1 protein-coding gene and 1 pseudogene (1 of these 2 only partly in view) are annotated in these 25,841 nt (G+C 71.9%); both read right to left on the reverse strand.

Features of this window, described 5'->3' with window-relative positions; translation table 11 throughout:
- Entirely contained in the window at positions 1–13,119 is a 13,119-nt protein-coding gene (locus HV826_RS14850) for a non-ribosomal peptide synthetase/type I polyketide synthase (RefSeq protein WP_176417663.1), read from the reverse strand.
- Positions 13,112–25,841, reverse strand: a pseudogene (locus HV826_RS38265) (non-ribosomal peptide synthase/polyketide synthase) (it continues 4,414 nt past the right edge of the window). The gene HV826_RS14850 and the pseudogene HV826_RS38265 overlap by 8 nt, the downstream one beginning before the upstream one ends.

The raw sequence follows: 25,841 nt of genomic DNA on the forward strand, positions 1-25,841 counted from the left end.
TCAGTTCTCCGCCTCGGTCGCGTCCAGCAGCGCGTCCAGTTCCTCGTCCGACAGTTGGTCCAACGCGGCCGGGTCCAGCGGCCTCGACGCCGGTGCGATGGCGTCATCCGCGAGCCGCTTCATCGAGCCCGCCATCCGGGACACCATTTCCGCCATGCCGGCGAGCGTGGGTGACTCGAACACCGCCGTCAGCGGCAGCTCCACGCCCAACGCCTCACGCACGCGCGCCACGAACCGCGCGGCCATCTCGGGGTGTCCGCCCAGGGCGAAGAAGTCGTCCCGAGCGCCGATGCGCGGCTGGCCGAGCAGCTCCGTCCAGATCCCCGCCAGCGCCAGCTCCTCCGGCGTCGCGGGGGCGACGTACTCCGCGGAGGCCACCCGCGCCTTGGCCATGGCCTGACGCCGCTCGGCGTCCCCCGGCAACGTCACGTCGGCGAGCCGCTCCACGCCAGAGGCCAGTGCCTCCAGCAGCATGCGCCAGTGCTCCAGCAGCTCGGCCACCACGTCCGAGCCATGCAGCTCGGGCGCATAGGCCAGGCTCAAGCGCAGCTTCTCACCGGGAACCACGTAGGCAATGAGCGGGTGGTTGCCCTGCTCGTGGCTCTCCACGTCCACCACCTCCAGCCCCGGCACGCCCTGCCCCAGCGAGGTGTCGAGCGGGTAGTTCTCGAAGATGAGCAGGCTCTCGAAGAGCGGCAGGCCCCGTGACATGTCGCTCCAGCCCTTCACCTGGACCAGCGGACTGTGCTCGTACTTCCGCATCTCCAGTTGCCGTGCCTGGAGCTTCTGCAGCCACGGCACCACCCGCGCGCTGGAAGACAGGTCCACGCGGATGGGCAGCGAGTTGATGAACAAGCCCACCATGGACTCGGCGTCCGGCAGGTCCACGGGACGCCCGGAGACGGTGGCCCCGAAGACGACGTCCTCCTGGCCCGCATGGCGTCCCAGGAGCAGCGCCCACGCGCCCTGCGTCAGCGTGTTGAGCGTCACCGCGTTGCGCCGCGCGAAAGCCTGAAGCGCGGCCGTGGCTTCTTGCGACAGCCACAGGATCTCCTCACCTGTGACGGCGGCTTCCACCCCGGGCGCGGCGGCCCGACCGCCAGGCAGCGGCGTTGGCGTGGTGAAGCCCGCGAGCTCCTCACGCCAGAACGCCTCGGCACGGGACAGGTCCTGCCGCTGCAACCAGGCCATGTAGTCGCGCCAGGCCGCGGGGCGAGGCAAGGAGACGTCGCGCCCCTGCGTCAGCGCCGCGTAGCAGGCGAAGACCTCTTGCAGCATCACGCCCACGCCCCACCCGTCCATCACCAGGTGGTGGTGACTCCAGAGGAAGCGGTACTCCTCCTCCGCCAGACGGACCACCTCCATCCGGGCCAGCGGCGCGGGCGCCAGGTTGAAGCCACGAGCACGGTCCTCACGGACCAGCGCCTCCAGCCGGGCACGCCGCTCTTCAGTGGGAACACCTCGCAAATCGTGCTCGGTCCAGGGCAGGTCCGCCTGGGCATGAACGACCTGGAGCGGCTCCGGGAGTCCTTCATGGATGAAGGACGTTCGCAGGACGGCATTGCGAGCGATGACCACCGCCCACGCGCGGCGCAGCGCGGCGACGTCCACCTTCCCGCGTGACGTCCACGCCAACTGCTCGTGGAAGACCCCCGAGCCCTGGGGTGCGAGCGCGACATGGAACAGCATGCCCTGCTGAAGCGACGTGAGCGGGTACAGGTCCTCCACGTCCGGGAACTGCCGCAGCAGGCGGTCCAGGGACGCGGGCGACAGGCGCGCGAGCGGGAAGTCCCCAGGCGAACGCCGCGCCGCGTCCGGTGTGCTTTGGCCCTCCATCAGCTCACGCAGCGACGCCAGGAAGTCGTCTGCGACGGCTTCGATGGTCGCCCGCCGATGGACGCGCGTGCTGTAGGCCCAGGCCACCTTCAGCCGGCCCTCGCTCACCACGGCATTCACCTCAAGACGGTGCGGCCGGCGACCTCCCGCGCCATGCCACGCGCCGCTCGGCTCCTCCGTGAGGGCGAAGCGCTCCGAACCGCGGGCCGCCGCGTCGAGCTGTCCCAGGTAGTTGAACCCCACCTCCGCGCGCGGCGTGGCGCGCAGCGCCTGGGCCGTGTCTTCGCGCAGGTAGCGCAGCAAGCCGTAGCCCATGCCATTCACCGGCAACCGCCGCCGCGCATCCCGCAGCGCCCGGAGCGCGTCGCCTGGACTGCCCGTCTCCGGCAACTCGACCTCCAGCGGGGAGGTGCTGGTGAACCAACCCACGGTGCGAGACAGGTCCACGTCACCGAAGAGGGCCTCGCGCCCATGCCCCTCCAGCTCCAGCCGCACGTCGCGACTTCCCGTCCAGCGGGACACCGCGCGTGCCACCGCCGTGAGCAGCACCTCGTCCACGCGCGCCCGGTACGCCAGGGGCACTTCGCCCACCAGCGCCTTCGTTTCATCCGCGCCCAGCGTCACCGTCACCAGCGCTTCCGAGCCCACCGTGTCATCGCCGCCTGGCAGGTCCACCGGGAGCGAGGGGACGTCCCGCGAGGCCGTCCAGAGCGGCAGCTCGCGCGCAGCCTCGTCCGTCCGGGCATGCGCCACCAGCCGCTCCGCCCACGCCTTGAAGGACGTCGTCTTCGGCGGCAGCGACACCGGCGCCCCGCGCTCCAACTGCGAGTACGCCGTCTCCAGGTCCTCCAGCAGCGGACGAAGCGATACACCATCCACCGCGAGGTGGTGCACCACCAGCAGCAGCCGGGACGTCCGGCCCGCGCCCCGCTCGAACAAGGCCGCGCGCAGCAGCAGGCCCTCGCCCAGGTCCAGACTCTGCTGGACATCCCCGCCCACGGACTCCAACGCGGCGCCCTGCTCCGCCTCCGGCACGGAGGACAGGTCCACGCGCCTCACGGGCACTCGCTCGGGAACTCCGGCGATGGACTGACGCCAGCCCTCCGGCGCCCGCGTGAAGCGCAGCCGGAGCGCGTCATGGTGTGACACCAGCGTCCGCAGCGCTTCCTCCAGCAGCGCGGCATCCACCGGGCGGCGCACCTCCAGCACCGCGGCCAGGTTGTAGTGGTGCGGCTGCGGCAACGCCCACTCATCGAAGAAGATGTGCTGCATGGGCGTCAGCGGCACGGGCCCCTCCACCAGCCCCTGCTCCGCCGTGCCTGTCTTCGCCGTCCCCGCGGCGGCGGCCAGCTCCACCAGCGTCTGCCGCTCGAAGAGCATGGCCGGCTCCAGCTCCAGCCCCAGGGCCTTGGCCCGGGAGACAATCTGGATGCCCAGGATGGAGTCGCCGCCCAGCTCGAAGAAGTTGTCGTGCAGGCTCACGCGCTCCACGCCCAGGACCTGCGCCCAGAGCGCGGCCAACGCCTTCTCCGCCTCGGTGCGCGGCTCGGTGAACACCTTCCCGGTGCCTCCCCGCGCGGCATCCGGAGCCGGCAACGCCCCACGGTCCACCTTTCCGCTGGGTGACAGCGGAAGCGTGTCCAGCGCGACGAAGGCGGCGGGCACCAGGTGGTCGGGCAGCCGCTCCTTCATGAAGGAGCGCAGCGCCGACGAGTCGAGCTCGGCGCCTTGCACGACGTACCCCACCAGCCTCCGAGCACCCGGCGTGTCCTCACGCACCAGGGCCACCGCGTCACGCACGTCGGGGTGCTGGCGCAGCACCGCCTCCACTTCTCCCAGCTCGATGCGGAAGCCGCGCAGCTTCACCTGGAAGTCAGTGCGGCCCAGGTACTCCAGGCGCCCGTCCGCGAAGAAGCGGACCCGGTCGCCCGTGCGGTACAGCCGCGCCCCCGCCACTCCCGAGAAGGCATCCGGGACGAAGCGCTCCGCCGTCAGCTCTGGCCGTCCCAGGTAGCCACGCGCCACGCCGGGTCCGCCCAGGTACAGCTCGCCCGGCACGCCCGGAGGCACGGGCTGCCCCCCTCCATCCAGCACGTACGCGCGCATGTTCGCGATGGGCCGACCGATGTCCGGTCGCTCCACGTCCAGCTCCGTGGAGAGCGTCGCGCAGACGGACGCCTCCGTGGGCCCGTAGCCGTTGAGCAGTCTCCGTCCCGGCCTCCAGCGCCGCGCCAGCTCCGGCGAGCAGGCCTCCCCCGCGGAGATGACCGTCTCCAGCAAGGGAAGGCCCTCCGGCTCCAACTGCGACAGGGACGAAGGCGTGAGCGTCACCGTGGTGATGCCCCGCGCCTCCAGCAGCGCGCGCAGCGGTGCCCCCGGCAGCAGTGACTCGCGCGGAGCCAGGTGCAGCTCCGCCCCGGCCACCAGCGTGGACACCACCTCCAGGACGGACGCATCGAACCCGAGCGCCGCGGCCTGGAGCACGCGCCGCCCTGGCCGCACGTCATGCGCCCGGATGATGGTGCCCAGGGTGTTGCAGAGGCCCTGATGCGGCACCAGCACGCCCTTCGGAGTGCCCGTGGATCCGGACGTGTAGATGACGTACGCCAGCTGCTCCGGCAACGAATTCACGCGAGGTGGCGCCGTCGGATTGCGCGCGATGTGGCGTTCGTCGCCGTCCACCGCGACGAGCAGCTCGCTGCCCGCGGGGAGCACGTCCGCGATGGCATCCACCGTCACCACCACGGACAGCCCGGCGTCCCGCATCATGTGCGTCAACCGAGCCGTGGGATACGCGGGGTCCAAGGGGACGAACGCTCCGCCCGCCTTCAGCACGCCCAGGAGCCCCACCACCAGCTCCACGGAGCGCTCCGCGCACAGCCCCACGCGGACCTCGGGCCCCACGCCCAGCGTGCGCAGGTGGTGCGCGAGCTGGTTGGCCTGTTCGTCCAGCCGCGCATAGGTGAGCTGCTGGCCCTCGGCCACCACCGCCACCGCGTCCGGCGTCCGGGCGGCCTGCGCCTCGAACAAGCCATGCAGCGTCGCGTCCGCCGCGAAGGGCTCGCGGGTGTCGTTCCACTCCACCAGCATCCGCTGGCGCTCCGCGCCGGACAGCAACGGCAACTCCGACACGCGCTGCGATGGATTCGCGGCGATGCCCTGGAGCAGCCGGACGAAGCGCTCCCACAGCAACTCCACCGTGGACTGGTCGAACAGGTCCGCCGGGTACTCCAAGGCGCCGGTGAGGCCCCGCGGCGTCTCACGCAGCTCCAGCGACAGGTCCACCTTGGTGGCGCCGATGTCCAGCTCCACCATCTTCACGCCCAGCCCCGGCGTGCGGACCTCGACGGGCGGCGTGTTGTGGAACGTGAGCATCGCCTGGACCAGCGGCATGCGGCTCGGGTCTCTCGGCACGCGCAGCTCGTCCACCAACCGCTCGAACGGAATCTCCTGGTGGGCGTAGGCGCCAATCGACGCCACCTTCACCCGGCGCAGCAGCTCCACGAAGGTGGGGGCTCCCGACAGGTCGGCGCGGATGGCGAGCGTGTTCAGGAAGCAGCCGATGAGCCCTTCCAGCTCCGGACGGTTGCGGCCCGCCGCGGACGTGCCGACGATGATGTCGTCCTGCCCGGAGTACCGGTGCAGCAGCGTCTGGAGCGCCGCCGTCAGCACCATGAAGGGAGTAGCCCCCTCGCGACGACCCACGGCCCACACCGCGTCCATCACCGGCTTGTCCACGGAGACCTGGAGACGGCCACCCCGGCCCGTCCAGCGCGCGGGCCGCGGACGGTCCGTCGGCAGCTCCAGCACCTGCGCGCCCGCGAGCTGCTTCTTCCAGTACGCGAGCTGGGCCTCCATGCCCGGCCCCTCCAGCCAGCCGCGCTGCCACACGGCGTAGTCCGCGTACTGAATCGGGAGCTCCGGCAGCGGCGACGGGCGGCCCGCCGCGAGCGCTTCGTAGCCCGCCACCAGCTCGCGGAAGAGCACGCCCCCAGACCATCCGTCCGAGGCGATGTGGTGCAGCGTGAGGTGCAGCACGGACACGGACTCGCTGATGCGAATCAGCACGGCTCTCATCACCGGCCCATGCATCAGGTCGAAGGGCTTGCGCGCCTCGGCCAGGGCCTGCTTCAGCGCGTCCGCCTCCCGCGCCTCCAACGTGCCGCCTCGGGCCTCCAGGCGCTCCAGCACCAGGGGCATGGCGTCGGCAATCACCTGGTACGCACCGCCGTCTTCGAGCGCGAAGGTCGTGCGCAGGACTTCATGCCGGCGGACCAGCGCGTTCAGCGCGGCCTCCAGGAGCCCTTCGTCCACCGCGCCATCCAGACGCAACGTGACGGTGTTGTTGTACGCGATGCCCGCCGGGTCCAACTGGTGGAGGTACCAGATGCGCTGCTGCGGGAAGGACAGCGGCAGCGGCTTGTCCCGCCCCGCGCGCACCACGGGCGTGGCCGTCGCCGAGGCGACCTCCGTGCCCACCGTCTGCTGCGTGGCGGTCCGGGTGCCCACGGCGCCGCGCGCTGGCTGCGCGCCGGGACGCCGCGCCTTCGTCGCACGCGCGGGGGCCACGCACTCCACGTCTCCAGCGTCGCGGAAACGGGCGCGCTGGCCCGTCACGAAGAAGCGCCCATCCGCGCCCGGAACGGAGATGAAGCGCGCCCGCGTGGCCTCTGGATCATTCCAGAAGCCCAGCGGAACCGCCGCGCCGCCCAGGGCCAGCTCGCCCACCACGCCGACCGGCGCCGGCTCGCCGGAGGCATCCCGCACGGACACAGGCGCCGAAGCGGGAGACGGCCACGCCGCGCCCACCAGGGAGGACTCCACCGCCACTCGCCGCGCGGACGTGGTGACGTCCTGCGATTCGCCCCCAAGCACCCAGAGGCGAACGCTCCCCAGCGCGGCCTCGGCACCGGGCAGCTCCGCCAGGGCACGCGCCTGCGACGGCGCGCAGCGCAGCGTGGTGACGCCCTCGTCTCGCACCAGCGTCAGCAGCGCGCCGAAGCCAGCATCGCCTTCGGCCAGCGCCGCCTCCGCGGGCAGGGGCTGCACCTGGCTGCGCTGACGCACCACGTCCAGCAGGCGGAGGCTGGACATCATCGGCTCCAGCTCCACGCCGAAGTCGACGAGGCAGGCAATCTCGTCCACGTCCAGGGAGCGCACGCGCTCCACGACGCGCACGCAGTCCTCCACCGAGCCGAAGAGGCCACCTTCCTTGATGTAGTGCTCCACCCCCTGGGCGAGCATCACCTCCACGTCCTCCGGCGTGAGGCCGCGCACGTCCACCTGAAGGCCCTGGCTGGCCACCAGGTTGGCGAACACGTCCACCGAGCTGCGGAAGTACCGCAGCAGCGGCTCGCGCACGGCCTCGCGCACCTCGTCCAGGTCCTGACCAAGGAAGGTGTGGAGCATCAGCGTGACGTGCCCCTTCCCCGGGCCATGTCCCGCCTTGCGGTACGTCTCACGGTACAGCGCCACCTTCGTCGCCAGCTCGTCCAGGCTGGAGCCCAGTCCGAGCACGTTGGTGAGGATGCCCGCCCCAACCTCACCGGCCTTCCGGAACGTCTCCGGGTTGCCGGTGGACGTCAGCCAGACCGGCAGCTCCGCCTGCTTCGGCTTGGGCCGCAGCGCCAGCTCAACCTCATTGCCCGCGCCGTTGCGCCGCAGCACCGTGCCGCCGCGCCACAGCCGCCGTACTTCCTCCAGCCGCTCGATGAGCACCTCGCGCCGCCGGTCGAAAGTCCCCGGCGAGAGCGAGAAGTCGTTCGCGTGCCACCCCGTGGCGAAGGAGAGCCCCACACGTCCACGGGACAGGTTGTCCACCACGGACCACTGCTCGGCGACTTCGATGGGGTCATGGAGCGGCAACACCACGCTGCCCGCGCGGATCTGCACGCGCCGCGTGAGCATCGCCAGCGCGCCGCCCACCACCGAAGGCTGCGGATACAAGCCACCGAAGGAGTGGAAGCGCCGCTCCGGCGTCCAGACGGCTGAGAACCCGTGCGCGTCCGCGAACTTCGCGCCTTCGAGGAGCAGCTCGTACTTCTCCTCGCCCAGCGAGTCCTCATCATTGGCGAAGTACGACAGGCTGAAGTCGAGGGGCCGCCGAGTGTCCGGCTCGCGGCCCAGGACAGCGAAGCGCGCGGCGAGCCGCTCGGGCGGAAGGACGACGCGCATCCCGCGCGCCAGCGCCCACAGCAGGTCCAGCCCCGACGGGTCGGCCGAAGGACCACCTGCCGCCAACCACACGTCCCCTTCACCCGCGCCCGTCCGGGCATCCAGTGAGGCCAGCACGTGCGCCACGTTGCGGTGACTCAGCATGACCCGGCCGTGGCCGCCCAGGGCCGCGGGCGCGGGAACGATGAAGGCCAGCCGCTCCGCGGGCACGGGCGCCATCGCCTCCGCGCTCGAACCGACCGATTCCACCGCGAGGGCGCGGAATCCCTTCGGCAACGCCGGCGCGTCCTCCGTCCGGGACACCAGCAACAACCGAGGTCCTCGCGCGGGCAGCAGGGACGCCAGCTCCGCGACCTCACCCGCCGTCACGGGAAGGCACGCGCCCCCCGCCTCCAGCACGCCCCAGAGCGCGATGACCGACTCCACCGACGGCGTGATGCGCACCGCCACCGGCACGTCACTGCCCACGCCCTCCTGCTTCAACCGGGATGCAAGCCCCCGGGCCCTCGCCGACAACTCCCGCCACGACAGGCGACGGTCGCCCATGCCGAGGGCCACCGCGTCCGGTGTCCGCTCCACCCACGAGGCGAACCGGGCCAGCACAGCCGCATCCTCGAGGTCCCGAGGCCCAAGGCTCGACGACGGACCGGAGGGCGGCATGCTGGGAGCCGCGGCTCCCTCGGCCTGGAGCTGCTGCTCCGAGGAGGCAGACACCCGCGCGACAGCGCTCCGTTCCTCCGGGGCCGCCAGCGGCATCCGTGACACGCGAAGCGCTGGGTTCGCGAGCGCCGCCCCCAGCAACGTCTGGAGGTGGGCCGACAGGCGCGCGATGCGCGGCTCGTCGTAGAGGTCGGTGGCGTACTCGATGAAGCCGTGGAAGCCGCCGCTCTCGCTCTCATTCAGCAGCAGCGTCAGCTCACCGAGCGTGGCACCGAACTGCGCGGGCGTTCCCGGCACCTCCACCAACTGCATGCCCAGGCCCGCCACGGACGGCGGCGCGGTGGTGACGTGTGCGTGCAGCACCAGCGCCGCGTCGCACAGCCGCGAGCGCGCCGGGTCTCTTCCAGCGGCCACCAGCGGCAGCAGGTGCTCGAAGGGAACGTCCTGATGGCTGGACGCGCCGACCGTCGTCTCACGGGCACGCGCCACCAGCTCGCGGAACGACGGGTCGCCCGACAGGTCCGTGCGCAGGGCCATCGCGTGGGCCACGAAGCCGATGAGGGGCTCCAGCTCGCCACGGGCGCGGTTGCCCACCGGCGTCCCCACCACGATGTCCTCGCGCCCCGAGTACCGGGCGAGCACCGACGCCAGGGCCGCCAGCAGCGTCATGAAGGGCGTCACACCCTCGCGCTGGCTGAAGCCCATCAGCGCCGCGCTGAGCTCACGCGAGAAGGCGACGGGGAAGCGGGCACCGCGCAGCCGCAGGTCAGGCCCACGTGGCCGGTCCGAGGCCAGCTCCAATGACGGGGGCAGGTCCGCCAGCACGTCGCGCCAGTACGCCTCCTGCGTCGCCAGCGCGCCACCCGCCAGCGAGCGGCGCTCCCAGGCCGCCGCGTCCACGTACTGCACCGCCAGCTCCGGCAGCGGAGCGGGCTGCCCCGCGAGGAACGCCTGATAGTTCGCCGCGGCCTCACGGAAGAAGGCCACCATGGACAGCGTGTCCGAGGCGATGTGATGCACCGTGAGCAGCATCAGGTGCTCGGCCTCGGCCAGCCGCAGCAGGCTGGCGCGGACGATGGGCCCCTGCTCCAGGGAGAACGGCCGCACCGCCTCATCCAGTGCCAACCGCAGCGCCTCCGCCTCCCGGTCACCCCCGTGAGAGCGCAGGTCCACCACGGGCACCTGGATGCGGACCTCGGCGGAGAACCGCTGGCGCACACGCCCGTCCTCCACGCGGTACGTCGCGCGGAGCATCTCATGTCGGCGGATGACCTCGTTGACGCTCCGCTCCAGGACCGGAGCGTCCAGCGCGCCTGAGATGCGCACCGCCAGGGGCATGTTGAGCGACGGGTTGCCCGGGTCGAGCTGCTCCATCCGCCAGACGCGCTCCTGCACCACGGAGAGCGGCAGCTCACCCGCGCGATCGATGCGGAACATCACCTCGGAGGCCGCCCTGCCCTCCAGCGGGCCCGCCGCCTGGAGCATCGCCTCGATGCGCGCGGAGATGCCCGCCACGGTGGGGGCCTCGAACAGCGCGCTCAGCGGGAGCTGTACGGAGAACGTCTCGCGCAGCCGGGTGAGCATCTGCGCCGCCATCAGCGAGTTGCCACCCAGCTCCAGGAAGTCGTCATCCGGGCCGACCTCCACCGCGCCCAGCCGCTCGCGCCAGATGTCCATGACGCGCTGCTGGATCTCCCCCACCGAGGCGGGAGTCGTCGTGGCGGAGGGAAGCACGGGGCCCGTGCCGGCCAGCGCGGCCCCCGCCACCGGCGCGGAGGCCGTGGGCAACACGAGCGGCGCACCCGACGACTCCAGCCGGCAGGACTTCTCCTCGAACGGATACGTGGGCAACGACACGCGGCGGCGCGGCTCCGCGCCATGGAACTTCTCCCAGGCGACGTCCACACCAGCCGCCCAGAGGTCGCCCAGGGTCTGCAACAGCCCACGGGCGTCGCTCTCCGTCGGACGGCGGCGCAGCGAAGGCGCCACGACCCATTGCCGCTCCTTGCGCGCCCGGCTCAACGACGTCAGGTCCGTCCCCGGCCCCACCTCCAGCAGGACACTGCACCCATCCCCGAGGAGCGCCTCCAGGCCCGCGGCGAAGCGCACCGGCTGCCGCATCTGCCGGGCCCAGTACGTGGGGTCGGTGGCCTCTTCCGGGCGAATCCACGTGCCCGTGAGGCTGGACACATACGGCAGCTCCGGCGCCTTGAGGCGCAGCGAGGACACCGCCCGCGCAAGGTCCACCATCAGCGGCTCCACGGCGCTGGAGTGGAAGGCATGGGCCGACGGCAGCCGCACCACGCCCACGCCACGGCTCGACAGCGTGGCCTGCAACGCGTCAATGGCCTCCACCGGACCGGAGACGACGCACCGGCCCTCGCCGTTGACGGCCGCCAACGCGAGCCCCTCGCCGAGCAACGGCAGGACTTCCGCCTCCTCCAACCCCACCGCGAGCATCGCGCCAGCGGGCATCCGCGCCATGAGCGCGCCACGCACCACCGCGAGCCTCAGGCCGTCCTCCGGCGACAACACACCCGCCACGCAGGCCGCGGCGTACTCACCAAAGCTGTGGCCCAGCACCGCGTGCGGCCGGACGCCCCAAGACCTCCAGAGCCTGGCCAGCGCGTGCTCGACGATGAAGAGCGCGGGCAGCGCGACGCGCGGGTCCGCCAGCTTCTGGGCCGCGACGGCCTCGTGTCCCTGCGCGGGCAACAGGAGCGCACGCACCTCGGCGGCCAGCGAGGGCTCCAGCCGCGCCAGCGCCGCGTCCACGTCCTTCCGGAAGCCCGGCTCCACCGCGTGCAGCTCGCGGCCCATGCCCACCGCCTGCGCCCCCTGCCCCGGGAACAGGAAGGCCACGCGGCGGTTCCGCCCCGCCTCCACCGCCGCGGGCTTGCGCAGCCGCTCCGCCAGCTCGGCGCCATCCGCCGCCACCACCGCGCGGCGATGCTCGAAGGAGCGGCGGCCCACGTTCCGGGTAAAGGCCACGTCTTCCAGCGCCAGCCCCGGCGCGGACGCCACGTGCGCCGCCAGCTCGCGCGACATCACCTCCAAGGCGGAGGGCGTCCGAGCAGACAACGTCACGACGTGCAACGGACGGTGGCCGCGCGCCTTCTCCTCCGCTGGAGGCGCCTCTTCCAGCACGACGTGCGCGTTCGTCCCTCCGATGCCAAAGGAGCTCACACCCGCACGGCGCGGCCCCTTCTCCCGCGGCCACGGCTTGAGCGCGGTGTTGACGAAGAACGGGCTGCGCTCGAAGTCAATCTCCGGGTTGGCGCGCTCGAAGTGCAGGCTCGGCGGCAGCTCGCCGTGCTGAAGCGACAGCACCACCTTGATGAACCCCGCCACGCCGGCCGCCGCGTCCAGGTGCCCCAGGTTCGTCTTGAGCGAGCCGATGGCGCAGAACCCCGAGCGCTCCGTCGTCTTCCGGAACGCTCGCGTCAGCGCGGCGATTTCGATGGGGTCACCCAGCGATGTGCCCGTGCCGTGGGCCTCCACGTAGCTGATGTCGTCACCGCTCAGGCCCGCATAGGCCAGCGCGTCCGCGACGACCTCCGTCTGGCCCTCGATGCTCGGCGCCGTGTAGCCGACCTTCTGCTGCCCGTCGTTGTTGACGGCCGAGCCCTTGATGACCCCGTGGATGTGGTCACCGTCCCGCAGCGCATCCGACAGCAGCTTGAGCACCACTACACCCGCGCCGTTGCCCGCCACGGTGCCACCCGCGCGGTGGTCAAAGGCGCGGCAGTGGCCGTCCGGCGAGAAGATGAGCCCGTCCTGGTGCAGGTAGCCCGTGCGCTGCGGACTGGCGATGCGCACCGCGCCCGCGAGCGCGAGGTCCGCCTGCCGCGTCAGCAGGCTCTGGCAGGCCATGTGGATGGCGACCAGGCCGGTGGAGCACGCGGTGTAGACGGCGACGCTCTCGCCCCGGAGCTGGAGCTTGAACGACGCCTTCATCGCCAGGCTCTCCGGGCCCGCGGTGGCCAGCTCCAGGCCCGCGCCCGCGTCCTTCCGGGCCTCGCTCAGCAGGTTCAGCAGGTGGCCGGACGAACCGGCGCCCGCGTAGAGCGAGATGCGGCCCTTGTAGCGCGAGGGGTCATACGCCGCGTCCTCGAGCGCCGCCCAGGCGCACTGGAGGAACACGCGCTGCTGCGGGTCCATCCACTGCGCCTCGCGCAGCGGGATGTCGAAGAAGCCGTGGTCGAAGCCGTCCGCGCCTTCGAGGATGCCTCCCGCGCGGATGAAGCGCGGGTGCTTCCACAGGTCCTCGGGGATGAGCGGTGAGCGCTCCAGCTCGGCCTCGGAGAAGAACGAGATGGACTCCACGCCACCGCGGACGTTGTTCCAGAAGTCACCCAGGCTGCGAGCGCCCGGGAAGCGCCCCGCCATGCCGATGACCGCGATGTCGCTGCTGGAGTCCTCGCCCTGCATGTCATCAAGCTCAGCCATTGCCGTGATTCCCTCGCCGGCCCTGTCGACGGATCGCCTGACGCCGCTGCTGGGCGCGATCCTCGTGGGCCTCGTTGTCCTGGGTGTCTGCCGCCGGCTCGCCGTCCCGCTCCAGGGACATGACGAACGCGCGGACCGTGGGATGCTCAAAGAAGCGCGTCGCCGGGACGTCGCGCTTCAGCTCGTCGCGCAGCAACGCGCACGCCTTGACCACGGACATGGAGCTGCCGCCCAGGTCCGCGAAGAAGTGGTCCTCCACACCGACCCGCTCCACGCCGAGCACCTTCGCCCAGAGCGCCGCCACCTGCCGCTCCAGCGCGGTGGTGGGCTCCACGAAGGCGCTCCCGGCCGGGCGCGACACCTCCGGCTCCGGCAGCGCGCGCCGGTCCAGCTTACCCACGGGCGTGAGCGGCAGCGCCGTCAGCGGGACCAGCGCGGAGGGCACCATGAACTCGGGCAGCGACTCCGCCAGGAAGTCGCGAAGGCCGCGGGGCTCCAGCGTCTCCCCTGCCCGAGGCACCGCGTAGGCCACCAGTCGCTTGCCTCCAGCGGGGTCGGGCCGCGCCACCACCACCGCCTCGGCCACCGACGGGTGCAGGCGCAGCGCCTCCTCCACCTCGCCCGGCTCCACCCGGTAGCCACGCACCTTCACCTGTCCGTCCAGCCGCTCGAGGAACTCCAGCGCGCCGTCCTCGCGGTGGCGCACGCTGTCGCCCGTGCGGTACAGCCGCCCGCCCGCCGCCGAGCCGAAGGGGTCTGGCACGAAGCGCTCCGCCGTCAGCTCCGGCCGTCCCCGGTAGCCCCAGGCCAGGCCATCACCGCCGATGAGCAGCTCACCCGGCACGCCCACGGGAACGGGGCGCAGCTCCGCGTCCACCACGTACACCCGCGTGTTGGCGATGGGACGGCCAATGGGAATGGCCCCCGGCGCGACGGCCCCCTCCATCACATGGCAGCAGGTGAAGGTGGTGCCCTCGGTGGGCCCATACCCGTTGACCAGGAGGCCTCCACGTCCGAGCCGCTCCCGCACCGCGGCCGGCGGGAGCACGTCACCACCCACCAGGAGCTGCCGCACGCCATCCAGCGCATCCGGCCTCGCGGCGGAGAGCGCCTCGAAGAGCGCGGCCGTGAGCCACAACGTGGTGACACCGTGCCGCGCCAGGACGTCCTTGAGCGTGTCCACCGTGGGCGGCCGCGGTGGGAAGAGGACCAGCTTCGCGCCGTGCAGCAGCGCGCCCCACAGCTCGAAGGTGGCGGCGTCGAAGCAGATGGGCGCCAGTTGGAGGAAGACTTCATCCGCGCCCCAACGCGCGAAGCGGGAGCCCAGCACCAGCCGGGCCACCGCGCGCTGCGGCACGCAGACGCCCTTGGGCCGCCCCGTGGAGCCCGACGTGTACATGACATACGCCAGCGACTCCGCCGGCACCGTCACGCGAGGCGAGGACTCGGGCTCACGCGCCACCTCATCCCAGGCGGAGTCCAGGAGCACCACGTCCGCGCACCCCGAAGGCAGCAAGGCCGCCACCGACTGCTGCGCCAGCACCACGGCAAGGCGCGTGTCCTCCACCATGAAGGCCAGGCGCTCGCGGGGGTACGTGGGGTCCAACGGCACGTAGGCGCCACCGGCCTTGAGGATTCCGAGCATCCCCACCACCAGGTCGAGCGAACGTGGGACGCACAGGCCCACCGGAGTCCCTGGCCCCACGCCACGCTTGCGCAGGTACGACGCGAGCTGGTTCGCCCGCCGGTCCAGCTCCGCGTAGGTGAGCCGAGCCTCCTCGCACACCACCGCGACCGCGTCCGGCGAGCGGGCCGCCTGGGCCTCGAAGAGCTCCGCGAGGCACGCCTCTCGGGGGTACTCCACCGCGGTGTCGTTCCACGCCACGAGCAGGCGCTGACGCTCCGCCGGGTCCATCATCGGCAGCTCGCCCAGGCGCTGGCCGACGTCCGCCACCGCGCTCTCCAGCAACACCCGGAGCCCCTTCATCAGCCGCGTAGCCGTCTCCCGCGTGAAGAGGTCCGCGTCGTACTCCAGGGCTCCGGTGAACCCCTCCGGTGCGTCCGTCAGGGACAACGTGAGGTCGAACTTCGCCGTCCCCGAGCCCAGCTCCACGGGGCGCAGGGCCAGCCCCTCCGGCGCCGCGTCCTGGCGCGTGGCTTCATGGAGCGCGAGCACCACCTGCACCAGGGGCGCGTGGCTCAGGCTCCGAGGCGGTTGCAGCGCCTCCACCAGCTTCTCGAACGGCACGTCCTGGTGGGCGTAAGCGTCCAGCGTCGTCTCCCGCACCTGGCGCAGGAGCTCACGGAAGGAGCGCGAGCGCGGCAGGTGCGCGCGGAGCACCAGCGTGTTGACGAAGAAGCCAATCAGGTTCTCCAGCCCGGGCTGCTGCCGACCCGCGATGGGCGAGCCCACGCACACGTCCTCCTGGCCCGACACCCGCGACAGCAGGAGCTGGAACGCCGCCAGCAGGCCCATGAAGGGCGTGACGCCTTCGCGGATGCAGAGCCCGCGGAACGCCTCCGACAGCTCGGCGGGGAAGCGCACCGCCAGCGTGTCACCCCGGAAGCGCTGCAAGCTCGGCCGGGGGAAGTCCTTGGGGAGCTCCAGGACGGGCGGCGCTCCGGCGAGCTGCCTCCTCCAGTAACCGACCTGCGCGGAGAGCGCCTCCCCCTGGAGCCACTGGCGCTGCCACACCGCATGGTCCGCTGGCTGAATCGTGGTCGCTGGCAGCGAACAAGGTCGGCCCCGCAGCTCCGCGTCGTAGAGCGCCGACAGCTCCCGCACGGCCACGCCCAGAGACCACCCGTCCGAGACGATGTGGTGCAGCGTGAGGACCAGCAGGTGCTCATCAGCGGCCGTGCGGATCAGCAAGGCCCGGCACAGCGGCCCATTCACCAGGTCGAACGGGCGGCGAGCCTCTTCTGACGCGACGTTCACGGCCTGCGCTTCCCGTTCCGCCTCCGGAAGCCCCCCAAGGTCGACCACGGGGAGCGCCACGTTGGCGCTCGGATGGATGACCTGGAAGGGCGCTCCCGCGTCGCTGGAGAAGGTGGTTCTCAGGGCTTCGTGACGCAGGAACAGCCCCGCCAGTGCCCGCTCCAGGGCAGGCACGTCCAGCGGCCCAGTGAGCCGTGCGGCCCAGGGGACGTTGTAGAGGGCCGTGCCCGGCTGGAGCTGCTCCAGCAGCCACAGTCGCTCCTGCATCGCCGACAGCGGCAGGGGGTTGGCCCGGGACACGGGGACGATGGGCGGTGGGCGCGCAGAGCCGGGTGACTGACGGGCTTCGCGGATGCGCTCGGCCAGCCTCGCCACGGTCGGGCCGTCGAAGAGGTCCCGCAGCGACAAGGCGACGCCAAAGGTCGCGTGAATCCGCGTGACGACCCGCGTGGCCAGCAGGGAGTGGCCTCCCAAATCAAAGAAGCTGTCGGAGGCTCCCACACGGGAGACGCCGAGCAGCTCGCCAAAGAGCCGCGCGAGCAACTCCTCCTCGGGGCCTCTCGGCGCGATGGCCTCCGAGTCGACGGTGGGCGCGGGCAGCGCGCGCCGGTCCACCTTGCCGTTGGGCGTCAGCGGCAGGCGCTCCAGCACCATGAAGACGGCAGGCACCATGTACGCCGGCAAGTGCTCGGAGAGGAAGGTCCGCAGGAGCGGAGGCGTGGGCGTCGCGGCGGCCGGAACGACGTAGGCCACCAGGCGCCGCGATCCCCCTGCTTCATCCTCTCGCGCCAGCACCACGGCTTGCCGGACGTCCGGGTGGCGCAGCAGCGCGGCCTCGACCTCGCCCGGCTCCACGCGGAAGCCACGCACCTTCACCTGCGTGTCCACGCGGCCCTCGAACGTCACCGCGCCATCCGCCAACAAGCGGACCCGGTCCCCCGTCCGGTAGAGCCGCGTCCCGGGACGCTCGCTGAACGGGTTTGGGACGAAGCGCTCCGCCGTCAGCGCGGGCCGTCCCAGATAGCCCCACGCGAGTCCGTCGCCACCGAGCCACAGCTCCCCCACGCCTCCTGGCGGCACAGGCGCCATGGCCTCGTCGAGCACGTACTGAACCGTGTTCGCCAGCGGCTTTCCGATGGGAATCGACACGGCGCCCTCGGGCACGTCCGTGACGAGGTGCCACGTGGAGAAGGTCGTGTTCTCCGTGGGGCCATAGACGTGCAGCAGCCGCTCGGGCGCACCCTCACGAAGGACCCAGCGGACGGGCCTCGGGTCCACGGCCTCGCCTCCGAAGTGCAGTTGTCGCAACCCTCGGAAGGCGTCCGGCACCTCCGCGGCCACCTGGTTGAACCAGGCCGTGGTGAGGAAGAGGACACGAATGCCCTCCTCCCTCAGCCAGGCCGCGAAGGCACGCGGAGAGAGCGCCGTCTCCCGGTCCACGCCAACCACTCGGGCACCGTTGAGGAGCGCACCCCAGACTTCGAACGTCGCCGCGTCGAACGAGGCGTTGGACGCCTGCGCCACGCGGTCCTCGGGCACCACGCGGATGAAGTCCGTCTCCACCACCAGCCGGACCACGGACTGATGCGAGACGCAGACGCCCTTGGGAGTTCCCGTGGAGCCGGAGGTGTAGATGACGTAGGCGGCATCCGCCGCGCTGACGTCGGAGCCAGGCGCCGCCGTTTCAACGACGTCCCCTTGCGCCGAGACCTCCTCCACCGTGAGGACACTCACGCCCTCTGAAGGCACCGCGCCCCGCAGCCGCTCCTGCGTCAGCAGGACCAGCGCCCCCGCATCCGCGAGCATCCATGCGAGCCGCTCGCGCGGGTAAGCCGGGTCCAGGGGCACATAGGCCGCCCCTGACTTGAGGATGCCCAGCATCCCGACAACGAGCTCGGCGGAGCGCTCCACGCAGAGGCCCACGTGCGCCCCTCTCCGGACTCCCAACACCCCCAGCCGGTGCGCCACCTGGTTCGCCCGCGCGTTCAGCTCGGCGTACGTCAGCGTCGTGCCGCCATACCGCACCGCCACGGCGGCTGGCGTCCGCGCGGCCTGAGACTCGAACAGCGAATGCACCGTGGCTTCGCGGGGGTACGCGGTCGCGGTGGCGTTCCACTCCACCAGCACGCGGCGCCGCTCGGCCTCCGACAGCAGGGACACGTCGCCCAGCCGCTGCTCAGGACGCTGCCACAGTGCATGAAGCAGGCCGCGCCAGTGCGTCAGCAACTGCTCGGCGGCGGCCTTCGCGATGCGCTCCTGCCGGTACAGCAGCTTCAGCCGCAAGGAGCGCCCCGGCACCACCACCGCGGTCAGCGGATAGTGCGTGCGCTCGAAGGCCGTGAAGTCCCGCAGCTCCAACCCGGCCGCGCCGCGCGCGAGCGCCGCATCCACCGGATAGTTCTCGAACACGAGGAGGCTCTCGAAGAGCGGCGTGCCTCGGGGGATGTCGCTCCACCCTTGAAGCCGGGTGAGCGGGACGTGCTCCCGTTGCCCCAGCTCCACCAGCAACGACTGAAGCTCGCGCAGCCAGGGCAGCACCCCGGCGCCGTGCTGGATACGGGCGCGAACAGGGAGCGAGTGGATGAACAGCCCGACGGCTTCCTCGATGCCCGGCAGCTCCGGCGGACGGCCCGCGAGCGTCGTCCCGAACATGACGTCCTGCCCGCCCCCGTAACGGGACAACAGCAACGCCCACGCGCCGTGGACCAGGGTGCTCGTTGTCAGGCCGTGGCGGCGTGCGAACTCCTGGAGCGCAGCGGTGTCGGGCTCGCCCAATTCCAGCGCGTGCTCTCCTGGGTCGTTACGCGCAGTGGAGCCTCCCTCCGCGGGCAATGGCGTCGGCGCTTCGATGCCCGTGAGCTGCTCCCGCCAGAAGGCTTCGTCCTGCTCGGGCCGGCGGCGGTCCAGCCATTCGACGTAGGTGCGAAAATCCATCGCGGCGGGCGGTTGCCAGACGTCCCCCGCTGAAATCGCCGCGTAGGCCTCGAGCACCTCGCCAAGGACCCGCGCCAGGCTCCACCCGTCAAGCAGCAGGTGGTGGAAGCTCCAGACGAACCGCCAGGCCTGGTCCTCCAGCCGAATCAGCGCCAACCGCAGCAGCGGCGCCTTCGACAGGACAAAGCCCTGCGCCCTGTCCTCACGCAGGAACGCGGCCAGGGACTCGCGCTGTTCGTCCGACGAGCTCCCGCGCCAATCGAACTCGCTCCACGCGGGGGTCGCCCGTGCATGGACCACCTGGACAGGCTCCTCCAACCCTTCCCAGAGGAACGACGTGCGCAGTGAGCCATGCCGCTCGGACACCGCCTCCCATGCTCGCCGGAGCGCCCCGGAATTCAGCGGACCGGCGAGCGTCCAGCTTCGCTGCTCGAAGTACGCGTCGGTGCCGGGCTCCAGCAGCACCTGGAACAACAGTCCATGCTGGAGGGGTGAGAGCGGATGACGCTCCTCCGTTGCGCCCGCGAGCTCCACCAGCGTCTCGACGCAGCGACGCGCCAGGGCTTCGATACGCTCGCGCGTATGGAGCGCCTCGCTGTAGTGCCAGGCGAACTCCAGGCGCCCGCCAACGACGCGAGCCACCACCTCCAACACATGGCTCCGGAGCCCCTGCGTCCCCTGCGATGCGCCCGTGGATTCCGGCGCCAGCGTGAACAGCGCCGAGCCCCGCGCCCCCGAGTCGAGCTGCCCCAGGTAATTGAAGAGGACCTCGGACGAAGCACCGGCCTCGGAATGGAGGTCGCGCAGCAGGCCATATCCAAGGCCCCTGCCCTTCCGGTGCTCCCGTGCCGCGCGAACCGACGCGAGCACGGAGGCGGACGCCATCCCCTCTGGCAGCTCCAGACGCACGGGGAACAACGCGGTGAACCACCCCACCGTGCGTGAGAGGTCCACGTCGTCGAACAGCTCGTCGCGCCCGTGGGCCTCCAGGTCGATGCGCAGCCGGCGCTCGCCACTCCAGTGGGCCAGCGCGCTCGCAACACCGGAGAGGAGCACGTCCTCGAAGCCCGGCTGGGGCCCGACCGCCGATGCATGAAGCAGCGAGTGCGTCACGTCGGCATCCAGCACCACCGTGACGACGCGCTCCGAGCCCTGCGAGTTCACCCCACCCGGAACATCCCGAGGAAGCACAGCCACCTTCGCGCTCAGCACGTCCCGCCAGTAGGCCCCTTCCTCCGCGAGCACGTCCGAGGCCGCATGCGCCTCCAGCCGTTGTGCCCAGGCCTGGAACGACGTCGTCTTCGCGGGGAGCGCCACGGGCTCACCGCGGGCAAGCTGCCGATGCGCGGTCTCCAGGTCCTCCAACAGCACGCGCCAGGAGACGCCGTCCACCGCGAGGTGGTGGATGACCAGCAGCAGCCGCCCTGTCCGGTCCGGCCCCCGGTCGAACAACACCGCGCGAAGGAGGCCCCCCGCGCTCAGGTCCACCCCCGCCTGTGCCTCCGTGGCGGTGCGCTCCATCGCCTCTGCCTGCGCGGAGACCTCCACTCCGGACAGGTCCACGAGCCGCAGTGGCACATCGCGCCCTGGCTCCGCGCACGACTGCGCCCACCCCGTCTCGCTCCGCGACAGCCGCAGCCGGAGCGCATCGTGATGGTCCACGAGGGCCCGCAGTGCACGAGCCAGCACCTCCGGCTCCAGGCGCTCACGGGGCTCCAACATCAACGCCTGGTTGAAGTGATGCGCCTCGGGGAGCTCGCGCTCGACGAACCAGCGCTGGATGGGCGTCAGCGGCACGGGCCCGACGACGGGGCCCTGGTCCCCCAGGCGACGACGGCTCGTCGCCACCTGGGCCAACCCCGCCACCGTCGGATGCTGGAAGAGCTGCCGCGCCGTGAGGTGGATGCCCACCTGCCGTGCCCGCGCAATCACCTGAAGCGCGAGGATGGAGTCGCCGCCCAGCTCGAAGAAGCGGTCCTCGGCGCCCACCCGCTCGACGCCCAAGACGCCCGCCCAGAGGCGCGCGAGCTGAAGCTCCAGCGCGTTACGGGGCTCGACGTAGGCCGCGCCGCTCCCCTGCATGGCCCGCGCCGGCGCGGGGAGGCTACGGCGGTCGAGCTTCCCGCTGGGCGACAGCGGGAGCGCGTCCAACGTGACGAAGGCCGACGGCACCATGTGCTCGGGCAGTCGCTCACCGAGGAAGGCCCGCAGCTCCGTTGCCACGTCTTCAGAAGACGCGACCACATACGCCACGAGCCGGCGGTCTCCCGGGACGTCCTCTCGAATCGCCACCGCCGCCGCACGCACGCCGGGGTGCAGGGACAGCACGGCTTCAATCTCACCCAGCTCGATGCGGAAGCCCCGCACCTTCACCTGGTCATCGAGGCGGCCCAGGTATTCGATGGCGCCATTCGCCAGGAAGCGGGCCTGATCGCCCGTCCGGTACATCCGCGCCCCCGGCTGCGCCGCGAAGGCGTCCGGGAGGAAGCGCTCCGCGGTCAGTTCCGGCCGCTGCCAGTAGCCACGCGCCAGCGGTGCCCCCCGATGTACAGCTCACCCGGAACGCCCGTCGGCACGGGACGCAGCCGCGCATCCAGCACGTACATCCGCGCGTTGGCGATGGGACGCCCGATGGGCACGACGGGCCCACGGTCCTCGCGCGAGCAGGCCCACGCCGTCACGTCCACCGCGGCCTCCGTCGGGCCGTAGAGGTTGTGAAGCTCGGCGGGCAGGCACGAGAAGAAGCGGTCCCGCAGCTCGGGAGGCAGGGCCTCGCCACTGCAGAACACCCGTCGCAGGCTGGCGCAGGACACCGCCAGCTCCGGCTCCTCCAGGAACGGCCGGAGCATGGACGGCACGAAGTGCAACGTGGTGATGCGCTCGTGCGCGATGGTGTCCGTCAGGTACGCGGGCTCCCGGTGTCCACCGGGCCGCGCCATCACCAGCCGCGCGCCCGCCAGCAGCGGCCAGAAGAACTCCCACACGGAGACGTCGAAGCTGAACGGCGTCTTCTGGAGGACGCGGTCACTCGCATCGAGCCCGTAGGCCTCCTGCATCCACAGGAGCCGGTTGCAGATGGCGTCATGCGTGTTCATCGCCCCCTTGGGCCGCCCCGTGGAGCCCGAGGTGTAGATGACGTACGCCAGCCCGCTCCCCTCCACGGCCACGGCGAGACGCTCCTCGCGCTCGCGTGCCACCGCGCCCCACTCCGAGTCCAGGCACACCACGGTGGCATCGCCCCGAGGCAGGCGCTCCGACAACCGTGCCTGCGTGAGCAGCACCGGCGCCGCGGCGTCCGCGAGCATGTACTCCAGCCGCTCGCGGGGATACTCCGGGTCGAGCGGCACGTAGGCGCCCCCCGCCTTGAGCACGCCGAGCAGCCCCACCACCAGCTCCAGCGAACGCTCCACGCACAGCGCCACCCGCGTGTCCGGCCCCACGCCTCGGGTCCGCAGGTAGCGCGCGAGCTGATTCGCGCGCCCGTCCAACTGACGGTACGTCAGGGTGTCGCCCTCGAAGCTCAGCGCCACCGCATCCGGTGTGCGGTCCACCTGCGCTTCGATGAGCCGGTGCAGGACGCTCATGCCCGGCCGCGGGTGGTCCGTGTCATTCCACGCCACCAGGACCCGGTGCCGCTCCGCCGAGGTCATCATAGGGAGCGCGTGCACCCGCTGCTCCGGCTCACGGACGCCCGCCTCCAGCAGGACGCGCAGGTGCTCCAGCAGGCGGGCCGCGGTGTCCGGCGCGAACAGGTCGGCGCTCAGCTCCAGGTTCGCGGAGAAGCCCTCCACCGTGTCCGTGATGATGAGTCGCAGGTCGAACTTCGCCGTGAGGCTCGGCTGGGGTTGGACGTTCAGCCGGAGCCCGGGAATCACCAACTCCGGCAGCGGGTCCTCCTGCATCACGAGCATGGCCTGGAAGAGCGGGCTGCGGCCCAGGTCTCGCTCGGGCTGGAGCGCCTTCACCAGCTCCTCGAAGGGCGCATCCTGGTGCGCGAAGGCTCCCAGCACGGTCTCCCGCGCCCGGCCAATCAACTCCCGAAAGGACGGCGCGCCCGCCAGCGACACGCGGAGGACCAGCGTGTTGACGAAGCAGCCGATGAGCCCTTCCAGCTCGGTCCGGTCACGGCCCTCCACCGGCGTTCCGACGCACAGGTCCTCCTGTCCGCCATGACGGGACAGCAGCGCTGAGAAGCCCGCCAGCAACACCATGAAGGGCGTGGCGCCCTCGCGCTGGGCCAGCGCCTTCAGCGCGCGCGACAGCTCCGAGCCCAGGAGCACGCTTCGACTCACGCCACGGCTGCTCCGCACGGCCGGTCGAGGCCGGTCCGTGGGCAGGTCCAGCGCCCGAGGTGCCCCTTCCAGCCGGGTCCGCCAGTACGCGAGCTGCGCCTCCAGCGCCTCGCCGCGCAGCCAGTCGCGTTGCCACGCCGCGTAGTCCACGTACTGGAGCGGCAGCTCCAACAGCGGCGACCCCTTGCCCTGAGAGTTGGCCCGATAGAGCGCCGCCACCTCGAGCACGAGCACGCCCATGGACGCGCCATCCGTCACCAGGTGGTGCAGCACCAACAAGAGCACGTGCTCACGCGCGCTGAGCTGAAGCAGCGTGGCGCGAAGCGGCGGCCCCGAGCCGAGGTCGAACGCCCGCAGCGACTCCTCCGCCAACCGCAGCGACAGGGCCTCCTCCTGCGCAGCCCCTGACAGCGCGGTCAGGTCCACCCGGTCCAGCGCGAGCCGGGCCTCGGGGTGGATGCGCCAGGAAGGCGTCCCGTCTTCATCGTGGAAGGTGGCGCGGAGGACTTCGTGCCGCCGGACCACCTCTCGCAGAGAGCGCTCCAGCAACGCCACCTCCAGCGCCCCCTCCACACGGACGGCCACCGCATCGTTGTACGCGGCGCCGCCGGGCTCGAGCTGCTCCAGGAACCAGAGCCGCTGCTGCGCGAAGGACAGCGGCAGCGCCCCTTCATGAGACCGAGCCACCAACGGAGGCACACCGGACGCCCCCACGAGACGCGCATCGATGCGCGCACCCAAGGCCGCCGGCGAGGACGACTCGAACAGCTCACGCAGGGGCAGGTCCACCCCGAACGCCTCACGAATCCGAGAGGCTGCGCGCGTGGCCAGCAACGAGTGCCCACCCAGCGCGAAGAAGTCGTCCTCCGCGCCCACCCGCTCCACGCCCAGCAGCGAGGCCCACAGCTCGGCCAGGCGGCGCTCGGTCTCCGTCCGAGGCGCCACATACTCCCGAGCGACGTCACGGACACCCTCTGGCGCGGGCAACGCCTTCCGGTCCACCTTCCCGTTGGGCGTCAGCGGGAGCGCATCGAGTGACACGAACGCCGAAGGCACCATGTGCTCCGGCAGGGAGCGCCTGGAGAAGGCCAGCAGCGCCTCCACCGAAGGCGCCGTGCCCGGCCGCGCGACGACGTACGCGACCAGGCGCGCGCCTCCAGCAGCCTCCTCCCACGCCACGACCACCGCCTGCGCCACGTCGGAGTGCCGCGCCAACACGGACTCGACTTCGCCAGGCTCCACCCGGAAGCCACGGACCTTGAGCTGGTGGTCCATCCGGCCCAGGAACTCCACCGTTCCATCCGCGCGCCACCGTGCCCGGTCGCCCGTTCGGTACATCCGCGCGCCGGCGTCGGCGGACACCGGGTCCGGGAGGAAACGCTCGGCGGTCAGCTCCAGCCGCGCGTGGTAGCCCCGCGCGACACCTGTGCCACCGATGTAGAGCTCACCGGGCACGCCCACGGGCAGGGGACGCAGCGCCGCGTCCAGCACGTACAGCGACGTGTTCGCGATGGGCGCGCCAATGGGCACCGGCCCTGGCGAACCATCCACGGCGTGCGACGAGGACCAGATGGTGGTCTCCGTGGGGCCGTACATGTTGAGCAGCGCGCCGCCCACGGTGTCTCGCAGCCGCGCCGCCAGCTCCGCGGACAGCGCCTCACCGCCGACGAGCAACCGCTCCAGTCCCGCGAGCGCCCCGGCCGCGCCGGGCTCCAGGAGCAGCGCCTGCGCCAGGGAGGGCGTGCATTGCAGGTGCGTGACGCCGTGCCGGCGGAGCTGCGCGGGGACGGTGCTTTCCTCCTGTGCCTGAAGCCGGAAGTCGCGCTCGCAGCGCTGCCGCACGGCATCCAGCGCCGGCAGGCTGGCGAGCACGGCATCCGCGTCCACGCCGAAGTCGATGAGGCACGCGACCTCATCCACGCCCAGCGTCTCGATGCGAGCCACCTGCTCCCGGCAGGTGCGCGGCGTCCCGAAGAGCCCCGCCCCTTCGAAGAAGCGCCCGAAGGCGCGTCCCACGAGCGCGTCCAGGTCCTCCGGACGAACCGATGCGGGGTCCAGGTCCACGCCCAACGTCCGGCCCAGGCCGCGCATCAGGTCCGCGGAGTCGCTCAGGTAGCGGCGCAGCGGCGCCTCGACCAGCTCGCGCACGCGCTCCACGTCGTGCCCCACGAACGTGTGGAGCATCAGCGTCACGTGGCCCTCGCCCTCGTGGCCCGCCTCCCGCCAGGCCTCGCGGTAGAGCGCGATGCGTGCTTCCAGCTCCTCCCAACGCTGCCCCAGGAGGTGCGTCAGGACGCCCGCGCCCAGCCGGCCCGCCTCGCGAAACGTGTCCGGATTGCCAGCGGCGGTCAGCCACACCGGCAGCTCGCGCTGCACGGGGCCCGGGCGGATGCGAACGTCGATGGGCGTCCCCGCGCCATTGGGGAATGACAGCGCCTCACCGCGCCAGAGCCGCCGCAACGTGTCCAGGTCCCGCCGCGCCAGCTCACGGCGCTCCGCGTACCGCTCCGGCGCGAGGACGAAGTCATCCGCGTGCCAGCCCGCCGCCACGGAGATGC

This window comes from Myxococcus sp. AM010 (assembly GCF_013372585.1).
Taxonomy (GTDB): Bacteria; Myxococcota; Myxococcia; order Myxococcales; family Myxococcaceae; genus Myxococcus; species Myxococcus vastator.

What these genes read in the sequence shown, in the direction of transcription:
- HV826_RS14850 (WP_176417663.1), bottom strand. Translation starts at nt 13,119, where the DNA reads ATGGCTGAGCTTGATGACATGCAGGGCGAGGACTCCAGCAGCGACATC.